The sequence below is a fragment of the Pseudomonas sp. TZ252 genome, assembly GCF_056110345.1.
Genome location: NZ_CM148566.1, coordinates 3,887,805 through 3,907,800, shown reverse-complemented (window position 1 = coordinate 3,907,800; position 19,996 = coordinate 3,887,805). Strand labels below are relative to the sequence as shown.

Annotated in this window: 17 protein-coding genes; all 17 read right to left on the bottom strand. The window is 64.5% G+C overall.

Features of this window, described 5'->3' with window-relative positions:
• Positions 1-11: 11 nt before the first annotated feature.
• The 17 genes from accA to tsf all read right to left on the bottom strand — a co-directional run bounded on the left by accA (position 12) and on the right by tsf (position 19,983).
• Positions 12-962 carry an acetyl-CoA carboxylase carboxyl transferase subunit alpha gene (gene accA / locus ACYAF3_RS18075; protein WP_003098575.1) on the bottom strand — a complete coding sequence of 317 codons (951 nt, stop codon included), beginning with the start codon at positions 960-962 and terminating at the stop codon, positions 12-14.
• Positions 963-1,111: 149 nt separating this feature from the next.
• Positions 1,112-4,633, bottom strand: coding sequence for a DNA polymerase III subunit alpha (dnaE, locus tag ACYAF3_RS18070; protein ID WP_003098578.1), 3,522 nt, complete (start codon positions 4,631-4,633; stop codon positions 1,112-1,114).
• Between the two features lie 129 nt (positions 4,634-4,762).
• Complete coding sequence (locus ACYAF3_RS18065) at positions 4,763-6,178, bottom strand: alanine/glycine:cation symporter family protein (protein ID WP_003092370.1); 1,416 nt, start codon at positions 6,176-6,178, stop codon at positions 4,763-4,765.
• A gap of 216 nt (positions 6,179-6,394) precedes the next feature.
• A complete protein-coding gene (gene rnhB / locus ACYAF3_RS18060) occupies positions 6,395-7,000 on the bottom strand; it encodes a ribonuclease HII (protein WP_003098580.1) in 606 nt (201 codons plus the stop codon).
• Complete coding sequence (gene lpxB / locus ACYAF3_RS18055) at positions 7,000-8,136, bottom strand: lipid-A-disaccharide synthase (protein WP_023081544.1); 1,137 nt, start codon at positions 8,134-8,136, stop codon at positions 7,000-7,002. The genes rnhB and lpxB overlap by 1 nt, the downstream gene beginning before the upstream one ends.
• Before the next feature lie 3 nt (positions 8,137-8,139).
• Positions 8,140-8,916, bottom strand: a complete 777-nt coding sequence (lpxA, locus tag ACYAF3_RS18050; RefSeq protein ID WP_003092373.1) for an acyl-ACP--UDP-N-acetylglucosamine O-acyltransferase — start codon at positions 8,914-8,916, stop codon at positions 8,140-8,142.
• A complete protein-coding gene (gene fabZ / locus ACYAF3_RS18045) occupies positions 8,913-9,353 on the bottom strand; it encodes a 3-hydroxyacyl-ACP dehydratase FabZ (RefSeq protein ID WP_003092375.1) in 441 nt (146 codons plus the stop codon). The genes lpxA and fabZ overlap by 4 nt, the downstream gene beginning before the upstream one ends.
• A gap of 45 nt (positions 9,354-9,398) precedes the next feature.
• Positions 9,399-10,460, bottom strand: a complete 1,062-nt coding sequence (gene lpxD, locus ACYAF3_RS18040; RefSeq protein WP_003098585.1) for a UDP-3-O-(3-hydroxymyristoyl)glucosamine N-acyltransferase — start codon at positions 10,458-10,460, stop codon at positions 9,399-9,401.
• Complete coding sequence (locus tag ACYAF3_RS18035) at positions 10,460-10,966, bottom strand: OmpH/Skp family outer membrane protein (RefSeq protein WP_003098586.1); 507 nt, start codon at positions 10,964-10,966, stop codon at positions 10,460-10,462. The genes lpxD and ACYAF3_RS18035 overlap by 1 nt, the downstream gene beginning before the upstream one ends.
• 50 nt (positions 10,967-11,016) lie before the next feature.
• Positions 11,017-13,401 carry an outer membrane protein assembly factor BamA gene (gene bamA, locus ACYAF3_RS18030; RefSeq protein ID WP_003098590.1) on the bottom strand — a complete coding sequence of 795 codons (2,385 nt, stop codon included), beginning with the start codon at positions 13,399-13,401 and terminating at the stop codon, positions 11,017-11,019.
• Between the two features lie 71 nt (positions 13,402-13,472).
• Positions 13,473-14,825 carry a sigma E protease regulator RseP gene (gene rseP / locus ACYAF3_RS18025; protein WP_031755775.1) on the bottom strand — a complete coding sequence of 451 codons (1,353 nt, stop codon included), beginning with the start codon at positions 14,823-14,825 and terminating at the stop codon, positions 13,473-13,475.
• A 25-nt stretch (positions 14,826-14,850) separates the two neighbouring features.
• On the bottom strand, positions 14,851-16,041 hold the full coding sequence (gene ispC / locus ACYAF3_RS18020) for a 1-deoxy-D-xylulose-5-phosphate reductoisomerase (RefSeq protein ID WP_003113864.1): 1,191 nt from the start codon (positions 16,039-16,041) through the stop codon (positions 14,851-14,853).
• On the bottom strand, positions 16,038-16,853 hold the full coding sequence (gene cdsA / locus ACYAF3_RS18015) for a phosphatidate cytidylyltransferase (protein ID WP_003092388.1): 816 nt from the start codon (positions 16,851-16,853) through the stop codon (positions 16,038-16,040). Before cdsA ends, ispC begins: the two co-directional genes overlap by 4 nt.
• Positions 16,847-17,602: a polyprenyl diphosphate synthase gene (gene uppS, locus ACYAF3_RS18010; RefSeq protein WP_003129937.1), complete on the bottom strand. Its 756-nt coding sequence runs from the start codon at positions 17,600-17,602 to the stop codon at positions 16,847-16,849. Before uppS ends, cdsA begins: the two co-directional genes overlap by 7 nt.
• 15 nt (positions 17,603-17,617) lie before the next feature.
• Positions 17,618-18,175 carry a ribosome recycling factor gene (gene frr, locus ACYAF3_RS18005; RefSeq protein WP_003092390.1) on the bottom strand — a complete coding sequence of 186 codons (558 nt, stop codon included), beginning with the start codon at positions 18,173-18,175 and terminating at the stop codon, positions 17,618-17,620.
• 2 nt (positions 18,176-18,177) lie between these two features.
• On the bottom strand, positions 18,178-18,915 hold the full coding sequence (pyrH, locus tag ACYAF3_RS18000) for a UMP kinase (RefSeq protein WP_003092391.1): 738 nt from the start codon (positions 18,913-18,915) through the stop codon (positions 18,178-18,180).
• 198 nt (positions 18,916-19,113) lie between these two features.
• Positions 19,114-19,983, bottom strand: a complete 870-nt coding sequence (gene tsf, locus ACYAF3_RS17995; protein ID WP_003092393.1) for a translation elongation factor Ts — start codon at positions 19,981-19,983, stop codon at positions 19,114-19,116.
• Between the last annotated feature and the right edge of the window lie 13 nt (positions 19,984-19,996).

The window sequence follows — 19,996 nt, the reverse complement described above, 5'->3', positions numbered from 1 at the left end:
CGCCGGATGGCTTACGGCGCGCCGTAGCTCATCAGGCGGTCGTAACGACGCTCCAGCAACTCACCCATTTCCAGGCCCTGGAGCATCTTCAGTTGCGTCAGCAGTTCGCCACGGATCGATTCGGCCATGCTCGCCGGATCGCGATGGGCGCCGCCCAGCGGTTCGTCGATGACCTTGTCGACGATGCCCAGGCCTTTCAGGCGCTCGGCGGTGATGCCCATGGCCTCTGCGGCTTCCGGCGCCTTCTCGGCGGTCTTCCAGAGGATGGAGGCGCAGCCTTCCGGCGAGATCACCGAATAGGTGGAGTATTGCAGCATGTTCAACTGGTCGCAGACACCGATGGCCAGCGCGCCGCCGGAACCGCCCTCGCCGATCACGGTGGCGATGATCGGCGTCTTCAGTCGCGCCATCACCCGCAGGTTCCAGGCGATCGCCTCGCTCTGGCCGCGTTCCTCGGCATCGATGCCCGGGTAGGCGCCGGGCGTGTCGATGAAGGTGAGGATCGGCATCTTGAAGCGTTCGGCCATTTCCATCAGGCGGCAGGCCTTGCGATAGCCTTCCGGACGCGGCATGCCGAAGTTGCGCCGGACCTTCTCACGGACTTCGCGGCCTTTCTGGTGGCCGATGACCATCACCGGGGAACCGTCGAGGCGGGCAACGCCACCGACGATCGCCGGGTCGTCGGCGAAATGCCGGTCGCCGTGCAGTTCCTCGAAATCGCTGAACAGGTAGCCGATGTAGTCGAGGGTATAGGGACGCTTGGGATGGCGCGCGAGCTGGGCGATCTGCCAACTGGACAGATTGCCGAAGATGTTTTCGGTGAGCGCCTTGCTCTTGTCCTGCAGACGCGAGATTTCGTCGCTGATGTTCAGCGCATTGTCGTTGCCCACCAGGCGCAGCTCTTCGATCTTGGCTTGCAGGTCGGCGATCGGCTGTTCGAAATCAAGAAAGTTCGGGTTCATAGGCTTCCGTCGTGCGCAGATTCTAGTGGGCCGTTTCCGTTTGGCGCCCTACCTTACGGGATCGGGCGCCAGGGGTCGAGCCGGGAGCAAGGGCGATCCGCGTTTTCCCGCCGCAGAGCGCGGAACAACGGCGTTATCGCCCATCGCGATTAACGATAATTGAGGAAGACGTTGTCGCGCCCGAACTGGTCACGCAATGCCTGGATCAGATCGTCCGCCGGATCCACCCGCCAGCTCTCGCCGAACTGCAGCAGGGCCTTGGCGTCGGCGCTGGTGTAGTCCAGGGTGATCGGGCAGGAACCGCGATGGCGGTTGAACAGCTCGCCCAGCCAGCGCAGGCGATCGCCCTTCAACAGGTCGGCGTGCAGCTTCATCCGCAGGCTCTCCGCCAGGCCGGTACGCGCCTCCTCCAGGCTCATCACGCGCTTGGCGCGCAGGCGCAGTCCGCCGGAGAAGTCGTCCTGGCTGACCTCGCCCTCGACCACCACCAGCGCGTCGGTCTGCAGCAGCGACTGGGCCGCGGCGAAGGCTTCGGAGAACAGCGAGGCCTCGATCCGTCCGGAGCGGTCGTCTAGGGTGACGAAGCCCATCTTGTCGCCCTTCTTGTTCTTCATCACCCGCAGGTTGACGATCAGCCCGGCCACCGTCTGGGTATCGCGCGCCGGCTTCAGCTCGACGATGCGCTGGCGGGCGAAGCGCCGCACCTCGCCTTCGTACTCGTCGATCGGATGGCCGGTCAGGTACAGGCCGAGGGTGTCCTTCTCGCCCTTCAGGCGTTCCTTGAGGGTCAGCTCCTTGACCTTGCGGTGGTTGGCGTAGACATCCGCCTCCGGCTCGGCGAAGACTCCGCCGAACAGGTCCATGTGCCCGCTGTCGTGGCTGCGCGCGGTCTGCTCGGCGGCCTGGATCGCTTCCTCCATCGCCGCCAGCAGCACGGCGCGGTTGAGGTCGACGGTAGCCTGGTAGGCCTTTAGCTCGTCGTGGTAGTGCGGCCCCAGGCGATCCAGCGCACCGGCGCGGATCAGCGCTTCCAGGGTGCGCTTGTTGATGCGTTTCAGGTCGACGCGGTCGCAGAAGTCGAACAGGGTGTTGAACGGCCCGCCTTCGGCGCGGCACTCGGTGATCGCCTCCACCGGCCCCTCGCCGACGCCCTTGATCGCGCCCAGGCCATAGACGATCCGGCCATCGTCGTCGACGGTGAAGCGGAACTCGGAGTTGTTCACGTCCGGCGCCACGATGCGCAGCTTCATGTGCCGGCATTCTTCGATCAGCGTCACCACCTTGTCGGTGTTCTGCATATCCGCGGTGAGTACCGCGGCCATGAACGGCGCCGGGAAGTGGGTCTTCAGCCAGGCGGTCTGGTAGGAGACCAGGCCGTAGGCTGCCGAGTGCGACTTGTTGAAGCCGTAGCCGGCGAATTTTTCCACCAGGTCGAAGATGTTGCCCGCGAGGTCGGCATCGATGCCGTTGTTCTTGCAACCCTCGATGAAACCGCCGCGCTGCTTGGCCATTTCCTCGGGCTTCTTCTTGCCCATCGCCCGGCGCAGCATGTCCGCGCCACCGAGGGTATAGCCGGCCATGACCTGGGCGATCTGCATCACCTGTTCCTGGTACAGGATGATGCCGTAGGTGGGCTTGAGCACCGGCTCCAGGCCGGCGTACTGGTAATCGGGGTGCGGATAGGACAGCTCGGCGCGACCGTGCTTGCGGTTGATGAAGTCGTCCACCATGCCCGACTGCAGAGGACCCGGGCGGAACAGCGCCACCAGTGCGATGAGGTCTTCCAGGCAGTCCGGCTTGAGCTTCTTGATCAGCTCCTTCATGCCGCGCGATTCGAGCTGGAACACCGCAGTGGTCTCGGCCTTCTGCAGCAGCGAATAGGTCGGCTTGTCGTCCAGCGGGATGAAGTCGATGTTCACCGGCTCCAGGCCCTTCTTGGCCTGCTCGCGGTTGATGATCTCCATCGCCCACTTGATGATGGTCAGGGTCCGCAGGCCGAGGAAGTCGAACTTCACCAGGCCGGCCGCCTCCACGTCGTCCTTGTCGAACTGGGTCACCAGGCCGCCGCCTTCCTCGTCGCAGGCGATCGGCGAGAAGTCGGTCAGCTTGGTCGGCGCGATCACCACGCCACCGGCGTGCTTGCCGGTACCGCGAGTGATGCCTTCCAGCTTGAGGGCCATCTCCCAGATCTCGGCGGCTTCCTCGTCGCTCTTGAGGAAGTCGCGGAGCATTTCTTCCTGCTCGTAGGCCTTATCCAGGGTCATGCCGACTTCGAACGGAATCATCTTCGACAGCCGGTCGGCGAGACCGTAGGACTTGCCCTGGACCCGCGCCACGTCGCGTACCACCGCCTTCGCCGCCATGGTGCCGAAGGTGATGATCTGGCTCACCGCGTTGCGCCCGTAGGCGTCGGCCACGTAGTCGATCACCCGGTCGCGGCCCTCCATGCAGAAGTCGACGTCGAAGTCGGGCATGGAGATCCGTTCCGGGTTGAGGAAACGTTCGAACAGCAGGTCATAGGCCAGCGGATCGAGGTCGGTGATCTTCAGCACGTAGGCCACCAGCGAGCCGGCGCCCGAGCCCCGCCCGGGGCCTACCGGTACGCCGTTGTTCTTCGCCCACTTGATGAAGTCCATCACGATGAGGAAGTAACCGGGGAAACCCATCTGGATGATGATATCGAGTTCGAAGTTCAGGCGATCGACATAGACCTGGCGCTTGGCCTCGTAGTCCGGGGTGTCCTTCGGCAACAGCACCTCCAGGCGCTCCTCGAGACCTTCGAAGGAGGCGTGCCGCAGGTAGTCGTCGATGCCCATGCCATTGGGCGTGGGGAAGTCCGGCAGGAAGTACTTGCCCAGCTGCACCTCGATGTTGCAGCGCTTGGCGATCTCGACGGTGTTTTCCAACGCTTCCGGCAGGTCGCTGAACAGCTCGGCCATTTCCGCCGGCGACTTCAGGTATTGCTGGTCCGAATAGGTACGCGGCCGCCGCGGATCGTCGAGGGTCCGCCCCTCGCCGATGCAGACGCGGGTCTCGTGGGCCTCGAAGTCCTCCTGCTTGATGAAGCGCACGTCGTTGGTCGCCACCAGCGGCGCGTTGCAGCGTGACGCCAAAGCCACCGCCGCGTGGAGGTGCTCCTCGTCGTTGACCCGGCTGGTACGTTGCACTTCGACGTAGAAGCGCTCGGGGAACACCTCCATCCACTCGCGCAACAGCGCCTCGGCCTTGGCTTCCTCGCCATCGAGCAGCGCGTGGCCGATCTCGCCCTCCTTGGCCGCGGACAGCGCGATCAGGCCTTCCGCCGCCTCCTTGACCCAGTCGCGCTCGATGATGATCTCGCCGTTGCGCTGGCCTTCGCTCCAACCGCGGGAAATCAGCTCGGTGAGGTTGCGATAGCCCTTCGCGTTCATCGCCAGCAGGCTCAGGCGACTGAGCGGGCCATCTTCCTCGCGGCTGGCGAGCCAGATGTCGGCCCCACAGATCGGCTTGATGCCGGCGCCCATGGCGGTCTTGTAGAACTTCACCAGCGAGCACATGTTGCTCTGGTCGGTGACCGCCACCGCCGGCATGCCCAGCCCTGCCACTGCCTTGGCCAGGGGCTTGACCCGGACCAGGCCGTCGACCAGGGAGAATTCGGTATGCAGACGCAGGTGAACGAAGGATACGGTCATGAAGGCCCCGGAGCAGAAATAACGCAAAAACGACAAGGCCCGGATTGTACCGGGCCCGGTGGCAAAGCTACAGGTTCAAGAGCGGACGATGCGCCTCGGCTGCGCCGAGAAACCTCGCCCGCCCCGCGCTCAGGCGCGGCGGTCGTCCCAGATGCCCGGCTCGAGCTTCTGCTGGACTTCCGGGAACTGGCTGGCGTCGAAGGTCGGCAGCTTGCCGGCCTTGCGCTGGGCGTTGTAGTCCTTGGCCAGCTTGATCGCGAGGTTGGACAGCAGCAGGATGGCGATCAGGTTGGTGATCGCCATCAGGCCCATCGACACGTCGGCAAGGTTCCAGACGAACGGCAGCGAAGCCAGCGCGCCGAACATCACCATCGCCAGCACGATCAGGCGGAAGATCAACAGGCCCGCCAGGTGGTTGTGCTCGAGGAATACCAGGCAGTTCTCGGCATAGAAGTAGTTGGCGACGATCGAGGTGAAGGCGAAGAACAGGATGATCACCGCCAGGAAATAGCGGCCCCAATCGCCGACCTGGCTGGTCAGGGCATTCTGCACCAGCATGATGCCCTCGCCTTCCTGCGGTCCGGCCAGCAGGATGATGGCGGCGGAAGCGGTACAGATCAGCAGGGTATCGATGAACACGCCGGCCATCTGCACGTAGCCCTGGGACGCCGGGTGCGGCGGATAGGGCGTGGCCGAGGCGGCGGCGTTGGGCGCCGAGCCCATGCCTGCTTCGTTGGAGAACAGGCCGCGCTTGAAGCCGTTGAGGATCGCCGCGCCGATGCCGCCGGCGGCGGCCTCGTGCCAGCCGAAGGCACTCTTCACCACCATCGCCAGGACGCCCGGCAGTTCGCTGAGGTTGAACAGGATGATGCCCACCGCCAGCAGCAGGTAGGCCACCGCCATGAAGGGTACCGCCAGTTCGGAGAAGCGCGCGATGGAACGCAGGCCGCCGAAGATGATCAACGCGGTGAGGATCACCACGGCGATGCCGCTGATCCAGGTCGGCACGCCGAAGGCGCCCTGCATGGCACCGGTGATGGTATTGGCCTGCACCGAGTTGAAGACGAAACCGAAGGCGATGATCAGGAAGATCGAGAACAGGATGCCCATCCAGCGCGCGCCCAGGCCCTTCTCCATGTAGTAGGCCGGGCCGCCACGGAACTGGCCCTTGTCGTCGCGAATCTTGAACAACTGGGCCAGGGTCGCCTCGACGAAGCCGGTCGCCATCCCCACCAGGGCGATCGCCCACATCCAGAACACTGCGCCGGGACCGCCGAGCGTGATCGCTACCGCCACGCCGGCGACGTTGCCGGTACCGACCCGCGCCGCCAGAGAGGTGCAGAGCGCCTGGAACGAGGAGATTCCCGAGTCGTCCGACTGGCGGCTGCCCTTGAGCACGCTGAAGGTATGACCGAAGTGGCGGAACTGGATCAGCCCCAGGCGCACGGTGAAGTACAGGCCGCAACCGACCAGCAGCCAGATGAGGATCTTGCCCCAGATAAGGCCGTTGAGCAGGTCGACGACCTGAGTGGCGAATTCTTGCATGGATAACTCCCCTGTTCCGCTTGTGGCGGATTGTTGTCAGCCGACCTCCCGGGTAGAAGGCCGCGTGTTTCGGACACACACGGAATGACGTGCGAGCCGAAGGAAATTTCGCTGTGAATGGCACTTGGCAGGAAGGGGCAGGACTTTCCGCTATTGACGTCGCTCGCCGCTTGTCACCAGGCGACAGATACGGTCAGTCACGCGACATCCGTTCAATTATTGAACAGAGACGTCCAGCAATTCGCGAACCGGCGCAAACGAGCGTCGATGGATCGGCGTCGGGCCGAGGCGGGAAAGCGCCTCGAGATGGACCGCGGTCGGATATCCCTTGTGCCCGGCCATGCCATAGCCCGGATAGACCCGGTCCAGCTCGACCATTTCCCGGTCGCGACTGACCTTGGCCAGGATCGACGCCGCAGCGATCGCCGGCACCTGGCTGTCGCCCTTGACCACCGGCGCGCAGGGCACCGCCAGTTTCGGACAACGATTGCCGTCGATCAGGGCCAGCCGCGGAGTCACGCTGAGGCCTTCGACCGCGCGCTGCATGGCGAGCATGGTGGCATGCAGAATGTTCAGCCGGTCGATCTCCTCGACCTCGGCGCGGGCGATGCACCAGGCCAGGGCCTTCTCGCGGATCTCTTCGAACAGCGCCTCGCGGCGGGCTTCGCTGAGCTTCTTCGAGTCGTTCAGGCCGAGGATCGGGCGGCTCGGGTCGAGAATCACCGCGGCGGTGACCACCGGGCCGCACAACGGACCGCGACCGACCTCGTCGACGCCCGCGACCAGATCCTCCACCAGATTGAAATCCAGCCCCAGTTGCATCAGCGGCGCTCCACCAGTTGCAGGACGGCTTCCGCCGCCTGTGCCGAGGCATCCTGGCGCAAGGCCCGATGGATGGCATCGAAGAATTCCACCTGCTGCGAGCCGTCGTCCAGCAGCGGCAAGAGGGTTGCGGCCAGCGCTTGCGGAGTCGCGGCGTCCTGGATCAGCTCCGGCACCAACAGGCGTCCGGCCAACAGGTTCGGCAGGGAGATGTACGGGCTTTTCACCAGGCGCTTGAGAATCCGGTACGTCAGCCCGGCGACCCGATAAGCCACCACCATGGGCCGCTTGTAGAGCAGCGCCTCGAGGGTCGCGGTACCGGAGGCGATCAGCACCGCATCGCAGGCGGCAAGCGCTTCATGGGACGCACCGTCGAGCAGCGTCAGCGGCAGAGGCTCGCGGCCCTGGAGCATCTGCTCGATCTGTTCGCGCCGTGCAGCGCTGGCGCAGGGCAGCACGAAACGCAAGCCCGGCCGTTCGACGAGCAGACGCTGGGCGGTGTCGAGGAACAAGGCGCCGAGCTTGCCGACCTCGCCGCCGCGACTGCCCGGCATCAGCGCCAGCACCTGTCCGTCCGCCGGCAATCCGAGCCGCGCGCGGGCCGCAGCGCGATCCGCCTCCAGGGGAATGGTGTTGGCCAGGGGGTGGCCGACGAAACGCACAGGCACCCCATGCTCTTCGTAGAAACGTGCTTCGAAGGGGAACAATGCCAGCATCAGATCGCAGGCTTCGCGAATCTTCAGCACCCGCTTCTGCCGCCAGGCCCATACCGAAGGGCTGACGTAATGCACGGTGCGCAGGCCAGCCTGGCGCAGCTTGTGTTCGACGCCGAGGGTGAAGTCGGGAGCGTCGATGCCGATCATCACATCCGGCCGGGCCTCGATGAGCGTGCGGATCAGGCGCTTGCGCCGTCGCAACAACTCCGGCAGCCTGCCCAGCACTTCGACCAGGCCCATCACCGACAGGCGCTCCATGGGGAAATAGCTGGACAGCCCTTCGGCCTCCATGCGCGGCCCACCGACGCCGATGAACTCGATATCCGGGTGCCGCGCCCGCAGCGCCTGCATCAGTCCGGACCCGAGGATGTCGCCGGAGGCCTCGCCGGCGACCAGGGCTACGCGTAATCCGTCAGCCATGGCTCAGCGGGTGATGCCGCGGGTTGCGCTCTGGATGGAATCACGGAACACCGCGACCTCGGGGAACTGGGCAGCGCTTTCGGCCAGCTCGGCCAGGGCTTCCTCGACGGTATGTCCCTGGCGATAGACCACCTTGTAGGCACGCCGCAGGGCATGGATGGCCTCGCTGCTGAAGCCGCGCCGACGCATGCCTTCGAAGTTCATGCTGCGGGCTTCGGCCGGGTTGCCGAAGACCGTCACGTAGGCCGGGACGTCCTTGCCGATGGCGCTGCCCATGCCGGAAAAGCTGTGCGCGCCGATCCGGCAGTACTGGTGCACCAGGGTGTAGCCGGACAGGATCGCCCAGTCGTCCACGTGGACATGCCCGGCCAGCGCCGTGTTGTTCACCAGGATGCAATGGTTGCCGATCACGCTGTCATGGCCGATGTGCGCATAGGCCATGATCAGGTTGTGGTCGCCAATGGTGGTTTCCGCGCGATCCTGGACGGTTCCGCGATGGATGGTCACGCCTTCGCGGATCACGTTGTGGTCACCGATCACCAGGCGCGTCGGCTCGCCCTTGTATTTCAGGTCGGGAGTATCCTCGCCGACGCTGGAAAACTGGTAGATGCGGTTGTGCTTGCCGATCTTCGTGGGGCCCTTGAGCACCACGTGCGGACCGATCACCGTCCCTTCACCGATCTCCACTTCCGCCCCGACGATGGACCACGGGCCCACCTGGACGTCAGCCGCCAGCCTGGCGCTCGGATCGATGATGGCGCGAGGATCGATCAAACTCATAGTTTGCGTTCCGCACAGATGATTTCAGCCGAGCATACCGGCTTGTCGTCGACGGTAGCGTGGCAGTCGAATTTCCAGATGCTGCGCTTCACGCTGATGAACTTGGCGTGCAGTTGCAGTTGGTCGCCCGGCAGGACCGGCTGGCGGAAGCGCAGCTTGTCCGAACCGACGAAGTAGTAAAGGGTGCCGTCGGCGGGCTTCACGTCGAGCATCTTGAAACCGAGGATACCGGCCGCCTGGGCCATCGCCTCGATGATCAGCACGCCCGGCATGATCGGGTGCTCGGGGAAATGTCCGTTGAAGAACGGCTCATTGATACTGACATTCTTGTAGGCGCGAATGCGCTTGCCCTCGATGTCCAGCTCTACCACCCGATCCACCAGCAGGAAAGGATAGCGATGAGGCAGGTATTCGCGAATCTCGTTGATGTCCATCATGTTAGGGGGAGCCTGTTCAGAAAAGGGTGACGCAAAAAACGTCAATTACGCATCAGATGAAGCGTCACCGCTTGAGGTCACGGCAGCCAGGCGTTTTTCCAGCTGCTGAAGTCGACGCGCCATGTCGTCCAGTTGACGAATGCGCGCGGCGCTTTTTTTCCATTCGGCCGCCGGTTGCATGGCGGTACCGGAGGAATACGATCCCGGCTCGGTGATCGAGCGGGTCACCATGGTCATGCCGGTCACGAAAACGTTGTCGCAGATCTCGATATGGCCGACCAGGCCAACGCCGCCGGCGAGCATGCAATGCCTGCCGATCTTGGCGCTGCCGGAAATGCCGACGCAAGCGGCCATGGCGGTATGATCGCCGATCTGCACGTTGTGCGCGATCATGATCTGGTTGTCCAGCTTCACACCGTTGCCGATCAGCGTATCGGACAGTGCTCCACGGTCGATGGTGGTGTTCGCGCCGATCTCGACGTCGTCACCGATGGTCACCCCGCCGATCTGGGCGATCTTCTGCCAGACGCCCTTCTCGTTGGCGAAACCGAAACCTTCGCCGCCGATCACCGCGCCCGACTGGATACTCACCCGCGCGCCGATGGTGACGTCGTGGTAGAGCGTGACTCGCGGCGCCAGCCAGCCGCCTTCGCCGATCACGCTACGGGCTCCGATCACGCAGTGCGCGCCGATGCTGACGCCAGCGCCGATGCGGGCGCCACTCTCGATCACCGCATAGGCGCCGACGCTGGCGCTCGGATCGACCTCGGCGTCCGCCGCGACGATGGCGGTAGGATGGATACCGGCGGCCGCCTTCGGTTTGCGATCGAACAGGTGCGACAGGCTGGCATAGGCCAGGTAGGGGTTGGCCACCACCAGCGCGGTACCGGCGAACCCGTCGGCGTCGGCAGCCGTCAGCAGGACGGCGCCGGCACGGCTTTCGGGCAGGTACTTGCGATACTGCGGGTTGGCCAGGAAGCTCAGCTGAGCCGGTCCGGCCTCCTGCAAGGTCGCCAGGCCCTGGATCGGCAAGTCCGCGTCGCCACGGACTTCCGCGCCGACATGCGCGGCCAGCTGGCCCAGGGTGTAGGACAAGGTACTCATCATCAACGCAGCTGGTTCATCCGCTCGATCACCTGGCGGGTGATGTCGTATTGCGGCTTGACGTCGACCACGGCGCCACGTTCGATGACCATGTCGTAACCACCTTTCTTGATGGTCTCCTCGACGGCCTGGTCCAGCTTCGGCTTGAGTTTCTTCAGCATGTCGCGGTCGGCGGCGGCCTTCGACTCGTTCAATTCCTTGGACTGGAACTGGAAGTCACGGGCCTTCTGCTTGAAGTCCAGCTCGGCCTTCTCGCGGTCGCCCTGGGACATCTTGCTGCCGTTGGAAACCAGCTTGTCCTGCAGCGCCTTGGCGTCGCGCTCGAGGTTCTTCAGCTTGTTCAGCTGGGGGCCGAACTTCTTCTCGGCATCCACGGCGTATTGCTTGGCGGCATCGGACTCGAGCAGCGCCATCTGGTAGTTGAGCACCGCGATCTTCATTTCAGCGAACGCCGAAGGAGCCGCCATGATGGCTGCGGTGATCAGGACGAACTGGGTGAACTTACGCACGATGCACTCCTGCACAAAGCATGGTTTCGTTACTCGGTACTACGTACAAATCAGAAGGTCTGGCCCAGGGAGAACTGGAAGACCTGGGTTTCCGCGTTGTCCGGCTTCTTGATCGGCGTCGCCAGGCTGAAGCTCAGCGGGCCCAGCGCGGTGATCCAGGTCAGGCCGACGCCCACGGAACTGGCGAGGTTGTCGGTCTTGATGCCGTCGCAGTTGGTGGTGGTCTTGGTCGGGCAGTCGGTATCGAAGGTGCTACCCACGTCCCAGAACAGCACGGTACGCAACTGGCGCTGGTCCTTGACGAACGGCAGCGGGAACAGCAGCTCGGCGCCGCCGGTGATCAGGATGTTACCACCGAAGGCTTCGGGATCCTGGTCCGGGTCGGTGTAGCGACCACGCTCATCAGGCCCAGGAATGATCTTCCCATCCTTGTAAGCCCTAGAGGGGGTACTACGAGGCCCCAGCGTGCTGTCCTTGAAGCCCCGCACCGAGTTGAAGCCGCCGGCGTAGTAGTTCTCGTAGAACGGCAGGCGCTCGGTGGATCCGTAGCCGTCGCCATAGCCCAGCTCGGTGTGGAAGCGCATGGTGTAGTTGTCGGTCAGCGGGGCGAAGACCTGCCCGCGGTAGTCGATCTTGTAGAACGACAGGTCGCTGCCCGGCAGGGTGGTTTCCAGGGTCAGGCTCTGCGAGTGACCACGGGTGGCCAGCACGCCCTTGTTCAGGGTCGATTCGGACCAGCCGATGGAAGCCTTGAAGTTGGTGAAGTTGTCGCCTTCCTTGTCGAGGAAGTCGTAGATCTCGTCCACGGTGTAGCGGCCGGTGTCGATCTGGTCGCGCTGCACGCTCAGGCCATAGGTCAGGCGCGAGGTCTCGCTGATCGGGTAGCCGATGCTCATGCCGGCGCCCAGGCTGTTCACCGAGTAGCTGGCGACGTCGACGTCGAGTTCGTCGTAGTCGGTCTTCCGGTAGAAGGCGTTGTAGCCGAGGCTGACGCCGTCGACGGTCCAGTAGGGGTCGACGAAGCCGAAGTTGTAGCGGGTCTGGTATTCGCTGCGGGTCAGGCCGATGCTGACCTTGTTGCCGGTACCCAGGAAGTTGTTCTGGCTGATCGAGCCGCCGAGTATCAGGCCGGCGCTCTGGGCGAAGCCGACGCTGGCGGTGATCGAGCCGGACGGTTGCTCTTCGACGCTGTAGTTGACGTCGACCTGGTCGTCGGTGCCGGGAACCGCCGGGGTCTCGACGTTGACTTCCTTGAAGTAGCCGAGGCGCTCCAGACGGGCCTTGGACTGGTCGATCAGGTAGGTGGAGGCCCAGCCGCCTTCCATCTGGCGCATTTCGCGGCGCAGCACTTCGTCTTCGGTCTTGGTGTTGCCGCGGAAGTTGATGCGGTTGACGTAGGCGCGCTTGCCCGGGTCGACGACGAAGGTCACCGAGACGGTCTTGTCGTCGTCATGGGCTTCCGGCACGCCGTTGACGTTGGCGAAGGTGTAGCCCTCGTTGCCCAGGCGACGGGTGATCAGGTCGGAGGTGGTGGTCATCACCTTGCGCGAGAACACCTGGCCCTTCTGTACCAGCAGCAGGCGCTTCACTTCCTCTTCCGGCACCTTCAGGTCGCCGGTCAGCTTCACGTCGCGGATGGTGTACTTCTCACCCTCGTTGATGTTGACGGTGATGTAGACGTGCTTCTTGTCCGGGGTGATGGATACCTGGGTGGAGGCGATATCCATGTTGATGTAGCCGCGGTCCAGGTAATAGGAGCGCAGGCGCTCGAGGTCGCCGGAGAGCTTTTCGCGGGCGTACTTGTCGTCGTTCTTGAAGAACGACAGCCAGTTGGTGGTCTTCAGTTCGAACAGGTCGGTCAGGTCTTCTTCGGAGAAGACGGTGTTGCCCACCACGTTGATGTGGGAAATCGCGGCGACCGTGCCTTCGTTGATGTTGATCTTCAGCGCGACGCGGTTGCGCGGCTGCGGGATCACTTCCGCGTTGATCTCGGCCGAGTAGCGGCCCTGGGCCACGTACTGGCGTTGCAGCTCGTTGCGCACGCCTTCGAGGGTGGCGCGCTGGAAGATCTCGCCCTCGGCCAGGCCGGACTGTTTCAGGCCCTTGAGCAGGTCTTCCTTGGAAATCGCCTTGTTGCCCTCGATCTCGATGCTGGAGATCGACGGGCGCTCGACTACAGTGACTACCAGCACGTTGCCATCGCGGCCGAGCTGGATGTCCTGGAAGAAACCGGTCTTGAACAGGGAGCGGGTGGCCTGGACCAGGGCCTGGTCGTCGATGGTCTCGCCGACGTTCAGCGGCAGGGCGGCGAACACGCTACCGGCGGACACGCGCTGCAGGCCATTGACCCGGATATCGGAAACAGTGAAGGACTCGGCGTGAACCTCGGCGATCATCAGCGCTGACAGCAGCGCGGGTAGCAGAAAGCGTTTCATGGAGTCCTTTTTTTTCCAACTGACAAATAGAGAATCTGCCGCAAAGGGCGGCAGATTCGAATTCAACATGACTACAGACGACTCAGATCGTTGACCAGAGCGAGCAACATCACGCCAACGACCAGACTGATGCCGATCTGCATCCCCCAAGCCTGTACCCGTTCGGATAATGGGCGCCCGCGCACCCACTCAACCAGATAGAACAGCAGATGCCCGCCATCGAGGACAGGGATCGGCAGCAGGTTGAGAACCCCCAAGCTAATGCTCAGATAGGCCAGGAAATTGAGAAAATCCCCCACGCCAGACTGGGCTGAAGCGCCCGCCACTTTAGCAATGGTTATCGGCCCGCTCAAGTTTTTTACCGAGAGCTCGCCGAGCAACATTTTCTTTATGGAGTCGAGCGTTAGCAGGCTCATGGTCCAGGTTCGGGAAAGCGCCTGACCCACCGCCTCCAGCGGTCCGTAGCTCACTTCGCGGAGCATTTCCGCCGGCCATTCGGTACCGGCGACCCCCGCCCCCATGTAGCCGCTCCGGGCCTTGCCCTCGCCGCGCACCGCCAGCTCCAGGGCAACATCCAGCACTTCGCCGTCGCGCAGCACCTTGAGCTGGACGCGCTGCCCGGGACGGGCACGGACGCTGTCCACCACCTGCTGCCAGTCGTCGACGGCGATGCCATCGATGCTCTGCAAGCGGTCGCCGAGCTTCAGCCCGGCGGCCTGCGCCGGCCCCTTGGGGTCGAGTTCGGCCAGCACCGGCGGCAAGGCCGGCCGCCAGGGCCGGATGCCCAGCGAGGCGATGGGATCGGGATTGTCCTCGCCCTTCAGCCAGCCATCCAGACGCACCTGGTGGGTGGAATCGACATTCGAGCCCTTTTCCTGCACCCGCACTTCCAGCGTACCGCTCTCGCCGAGACGGCGAACCAGCTGCAGGTTGACCCCGCTCCAGCCGGTGACGGGCTCGCCGTCCACCGCCAGCAGTTCCTGCCCGGCCTCCAGGCCGGCCTGGGCGGCCAGGCTCTCCGGCGCCACGGAACCGATGACCGGGCGCACCTGCTGGCTACCGAGCAGGGCGACGCCCCAGAAGAACAGAATCGCCAGTAGGAAATTGGCGATGGGACCAGCCGCGACGATGGCGATCCGCTGACGGACCGTCTTGCGATTGAAGGACTGTTCGAGCAGATGGGCCGGTACTTCCGCCTCGCGCTCGTCGAGCATCTTGACGTAGCCGCCCAGCGGAATGGCCGCCACCACGAACTCGGTGCCGTGCCGGTCGTGCCAGCGCACCAGCGGCGTGCCGAAGCCGACGGAGAAGCGCAGGACCTTCACCCCGCAGCGTCGCGCGACCCAGAAGTGGCCGAATTCGTGGAACGTCACCAGCACGCCCAGGGCCACCAGGGTACCGACGATCATGTAAAGCGCACTCATCTCCTACCTCCAGGCCGTCCGAAGACTAGCCGGCGTGTCGGGTCAACCATTGCCCGGCGACCGAACGGGCGCGGCGATCGGCGGCCAGGACCTGATCGAGCGATTCGACTGCGGTCACCGCCTCGCGGTTCAGCACGTCCTCGATGATAACCGCGATGTCGCTGAAGCGGATGTGCCGCTCGAGAAATGCGGCCACGGCCACCTCGTTCGCGGCATTCAGCATGGCCGGGGCGCTGCCGCCGGTTTCCGCGGCCTGGCTCGCCAGGCGCAGGCAGGGGAAGCGCTGCTCGTCGGGGCGCTGGAAATCCAGGCGACCGACGGCGAACATGTCCAGCGGCGAAACGCCGGAATCGATTCGCTCCGGCCAGGCCATGGCATAGGAAATCGGCGTGCGCATGTCCGGATTGCCGAGCTGGGCGATCACCGAGCCGTCGACGTAGTCCACCATCGAGTGGATCACGCTCTGCGGGTGGATCACCACCTCGACCTGGCTCGGCTGGGCGTCGAACAGCCAGCACGCCTCGATCAGTTCGAGCCCCTTGTTCATCATGCTGGCGGAATCGACGGAAATCTTCCGCCCCATCGACCAGTTCGGGTGCGCACAAGCCTGCTCCGGCGTCACCGAAGCGAGTTGCTCCAGCGGCGTCTCGCGGAACGGGCCGCCGGAGGCGGTCAAGAGGATCCGGCGCACGCCGACCCGCTCCAGGCCATCGGCATAATTGCGCGGCAGCGACTGGAAGATCGCGTTGTGCTCGCTGTCGATCGGCAGGAGCACCGCGCCGCTGCGCTTGACCGCCTGCATGAACAGCGCGCCGGACATCACCAGCGCTTCCTTGTTGGCCAGCAGTACGCGCTTGCCGGCCTCGACGGCCGCCAGGGTCGACGGCAGCCCGGCGGCGCCGACGATGGCCGCCATTACCATGTCCACTTCGGGCGCGCTGGCCACTTCGCACAACGCCTGCTCGCCGAACAGCACCCGGGTGCGGATACCCGCCGCGGCGAGCGAGCCCTGCAAGGCGATCGCCGCGGCCTGCTCCGGCACCACCGCATAGACGGGGCGGTGCCTGAGGCACAGCGCCTCGAGTTCAGCCAGGCGGCTGAAGCCAGTCAGGGCGAAGGCTTCGTAACGATCGGGATGACGCTGGACGACGTCCAGGGTGCTCAGGCCGATCGAGCCGGTCGCGCCGAGCACGCTGATCCGCTGCGGTCGACTCATGGCGCACCCCAACCGGCGGCCCAGAGCAGGGCCGCGAATACCGGGATGGCGGCCGTCAGGCTGTCGATGCGATCCAGCACGCCACCGTGGCCGGGCAGCAGGTTGCTGCTGTCCTTAATTCCGGACTGGCGCTTGAACATGCTTTCGGTGAGGTCGCCGACGATCGAGACGAACACCACCAGCGCCGCGCCGAGCAGGGCCAGGAGCAGCGCGCCGAGGGACCAGCCGCGGTAGAGGCCGACCGCCAGGGTGATCGCCAGGCTGGCCGCCAGGCCGCCGTAAACGCCTTCCCAGCTCTTGCCGGGGCTGACCCGCGGCGCCAGCTTGCGCTTGCCGAAGGCCTTGCCGGAGAAGTAGGCGCCGATATCCGCGCCCCAGACCAGCACCATCACGGCGATGATCAGGCCATTGGCCAGCGGCCACTGCTTGAGCAGGACCAGCCCCTGCCAGGCCGGCAACAGGATCAGCAGGCCCATGCCCAGGCGGCGCCAGCGTCCGCCCCAGTAGCCGACGCTTTCCGGGTAGGTGAGCACCAGCACAGTGGCCAGCGTCCACCAGACCAACGCCAGCAGCAGCACGGCTCCGGCAAGCTGCGGCAGATGGTAGAGAGCGACCATCAGTACGGCGACCGTCGCCGCGTAGGCAACGCGGCCGAACTGCTGTTCATAGCCGGCCAGGCGTGCCCATTCCCAGGCCCCCAGGCTCACCACCGCGCCGATGAACAGGGCGAAGAACGCCCCTTCGAGAAGGAAAAAACCACCCAGCGCGATGGGCAGGAGCACCAGCGCCGTGATGATCCGTTGTTTCAGCATGACGGACGGGCCTCGGCCTCGACTTGCTCGCTGGTCTTGCCGAAGCGGCGCTGGCGCTTGGAGAAATCCGCCAGGGCAGCCCGCATCGCCGCGTGCTTGAAGTCGGGCCAGAACAGGTCGGAGAAATACAGCTCGGCATAGGCCAGCTGCCAGAGGAGGAAATTGCTGATGCGATGCTCGCCGCCGGTGCGGATGCACAGGTCGGGCAGCGGCTGGTCGCCGGTCACCAGGCAACCCTGGAGCAGCTCGGCGGAGATATCGTCCGCCGCCAGGTGCCCGCCCTGGACCTCGCGCGCCAGGCGCTGTGCGGCCTGGACGATGTCCCACTGGCCGCCGTAGTTGGCGGCGACCTGGAGGAGGAAACGGGTATTGCTGGCAGTGGCGGCTTCCGCTTCGCGCATGGCCGCCTGCAACTCCGGATGGAAACGCGTGCGATCGCCGATGATGCGCAGGCGGATGCCGTTCTCGTCGAGCTTGCGCACCTCGCGGCGCAGGGCCACGAGAAACAGCTCCATCAGCGCGCTGACTTCGTCCGCCGGACGCTGCCAGTTCTCGCTGGAGAACGCGAACAGGGTGAGGACCTCGACCCCTGCCTCGGCGCAGACCTCGATCACCGCCCTGACGGCATCGACACCGGCCTTGTGGCCGGCGACGCCGGGCAGAAGACGCTTCTTCGCCCAGCGATTGTTACCGTCCATGATAATGGCCACGTGGCGTGGCACGCACACATCCTTCCGGGTCTTTTCCATGACGTCAGCCCGGCCTCAGACAGCCATGAGGTCCGCTTCTTTGGCTTCCAGTGCCTTCTCGATCTCACCGATGAACTTGTCGGTCAGCTTCTGCACGTCGTCGCCGGCGCGGCGCTCTTCGTCCTCGCTGATTTCCTTTTCCTTCTGCAGGTCCTTCAGCTGGGCCAGCGCATCGCGACGGATGTTGCGCACGGAAACCCGCGCCTGCTCGGCCTCGGCACGCGCCTGCTTGGTGTAGCCCTTGCGGGTCTCCTCGGTCAGGGCCGGCATCGGTACGCGGATGGTGGTGCCGGCGGTGGCCGGGTTGAGCCCCAGGTCGGAGGTCATGATGGCCTTCTCGACCGCCTGGATCATGCTCTTGTCGAACACGGCCAGGGCCAGGGTACGGGAGTCTTCCACGGTGACGTTGGCGACCTGGCGCAGCGGCGTATCGGCCCCGTAATAGGAAACCATCACGCTATCCAGGATGCTCGGATGCGCGCGACCGGTGCGAATCTTCGCGAAGGCATGGCCCAGCGCTTCCAGGGTCTTGCCCATGCGCTCCTGCGCTTCCTTCTTGATCTCGTTGATCATTCTCAACCCTCCTCGATCAGGGTGCCTTCGGCACCACCAACAACAATATTCAGCAATGCGCCCGGCTTGTTCATGTTGAACACCCGCAGCGGCATGTTCTGGTCACGGCACAGGCAGATGGCGGTCAGGTCCATCACGCCGAGCTTGCGGTCGAGCACTTCATCATAGGTCAGGCGCTCGAACTTCTCGGCATTCGGGTCCTTGAACGGGTCGGCAGTGTACACGCCATCGACCTTGGTAGCCTTAAGGACCACGTCGGCGTCGATCTCGATGGCGCGCAGGCAAGCCGCCGAGTCGGTGGTGAAGAACGGGTTGCCGGTACCGGCGGAGAAGATCACCACCTCGCCACCGCCGAGGTGGCGCATGGCCTTGCGGCGGTCGTAGTGGTCGGTCACACCGACCATGGAGATCGCCGACATCACCAGCGCGGGGATGTTCGAGCGCTCCAGCGCATCGCGCATCGCCAGGCCGTTCATCACGGTGGCCAGCATCCCCATGTGGTCGCCGGTCACCCGGTCCATGCCGGCCGCGGACAGGGCCGCGCCGCGGAACAGGTTGCCGCCGCCGATGACCAGGCCGACCTGCACGCCGATCCCGACCAACTGGCCGATTTCCAGCGCCATGCGGTCCAGCACCTTGGGATCGATGCCGAACTCCTCCGAGCCCATCAGGGCTTCGCCGCTCAACTTTAGAAGAATGCGTTTATAGCGAGGTTGACGAGCGCTCAGTTGCTGAGCCATGACCTTTTCTCCTGCGGCGATAAAAATACGTGACGGCCGGGCCGTCGTGTGCGGAGACGACTTTGCGCCTGCGTTGCGTGCAAGCCCGCCGAGCGGGCCGGCAACGCGGAAGCTGCCCCGAACGCTTCCCCATTTGACGAAGAGGCCGCACGCATCAGCGGGCAGCCTCTTCCGGGGCGACAGTCGAAACCGTCTTTGTTACTGCTTGGTGGCGGCTACTTGAGCGGCAACTTCGGCAGCGAAGTCCACTTCGGCCTTCTCGATGCCTTCACCCACTTCGTAACGAACGAAGGAAACGATTTCGGCGCCGGCCTGCTTGGCCAGGTCGCCGACCTTCACTTCCGGGTTCTTCACGAAAGGCTGCTCGACCAGGCTCGCTTCGGCGAGGAACTTGCTGATGCGGCCCTTGACCATGTTCTCGACGATGTTCTCCGGCTTGCCGGCGATCTTGTCGGCGTTCAGCGCCAGGAAGATTTCCTTCTCTTTCGCGATCGCTTCTTCGGAAACTTCCGAAGCGCTCAGGAACTGCGGGTTGCTGGCGGCGACATGCATGGCGATGTCCTTGGCCAGTTCCGGGTTGCCGCCTTTCAGGTTGACCACGACACCGATGCGGTGGCCGTGCAGGTAGGCGCCGACCACGTCGCCCTCGACGCGGGTCAGGCGGCGGATGTTGACGTTCTCGCCGGTCTTGGCGACCAGGGCCAGACGAGCTTCCTCACGTGCTTCGACCAGCGGAGCGGCGTCGGTCAGCTTCTCGTTGAAGGCCTTTTCCAGGCTCTCGGCGACGAAGCCCTTGAAGTCGTCCTGGAGGGCCAGGAAGTCGGTCTGGGAGTTGACTTCGATGATCACGGCGGCCTTGTTGTCGGCAGCGATCTTGACGGCGATCGAGCCTTCGGCGGCAATGTTGCCGGCCTTCTTGGCAGCCTTGATCGCACCGGCAGCGCGCATGTCGTCGATGGCCTTCTCGATGTCACCGCCAGCGGCGGTCAGCGCCTTCTTGCACTCCATCATGCCCAAGCCGGTACGCTCGCGCAGTTCTTTAACCATGGCTGCAGTAATTTCTGCCATTTCGAAATCCTCT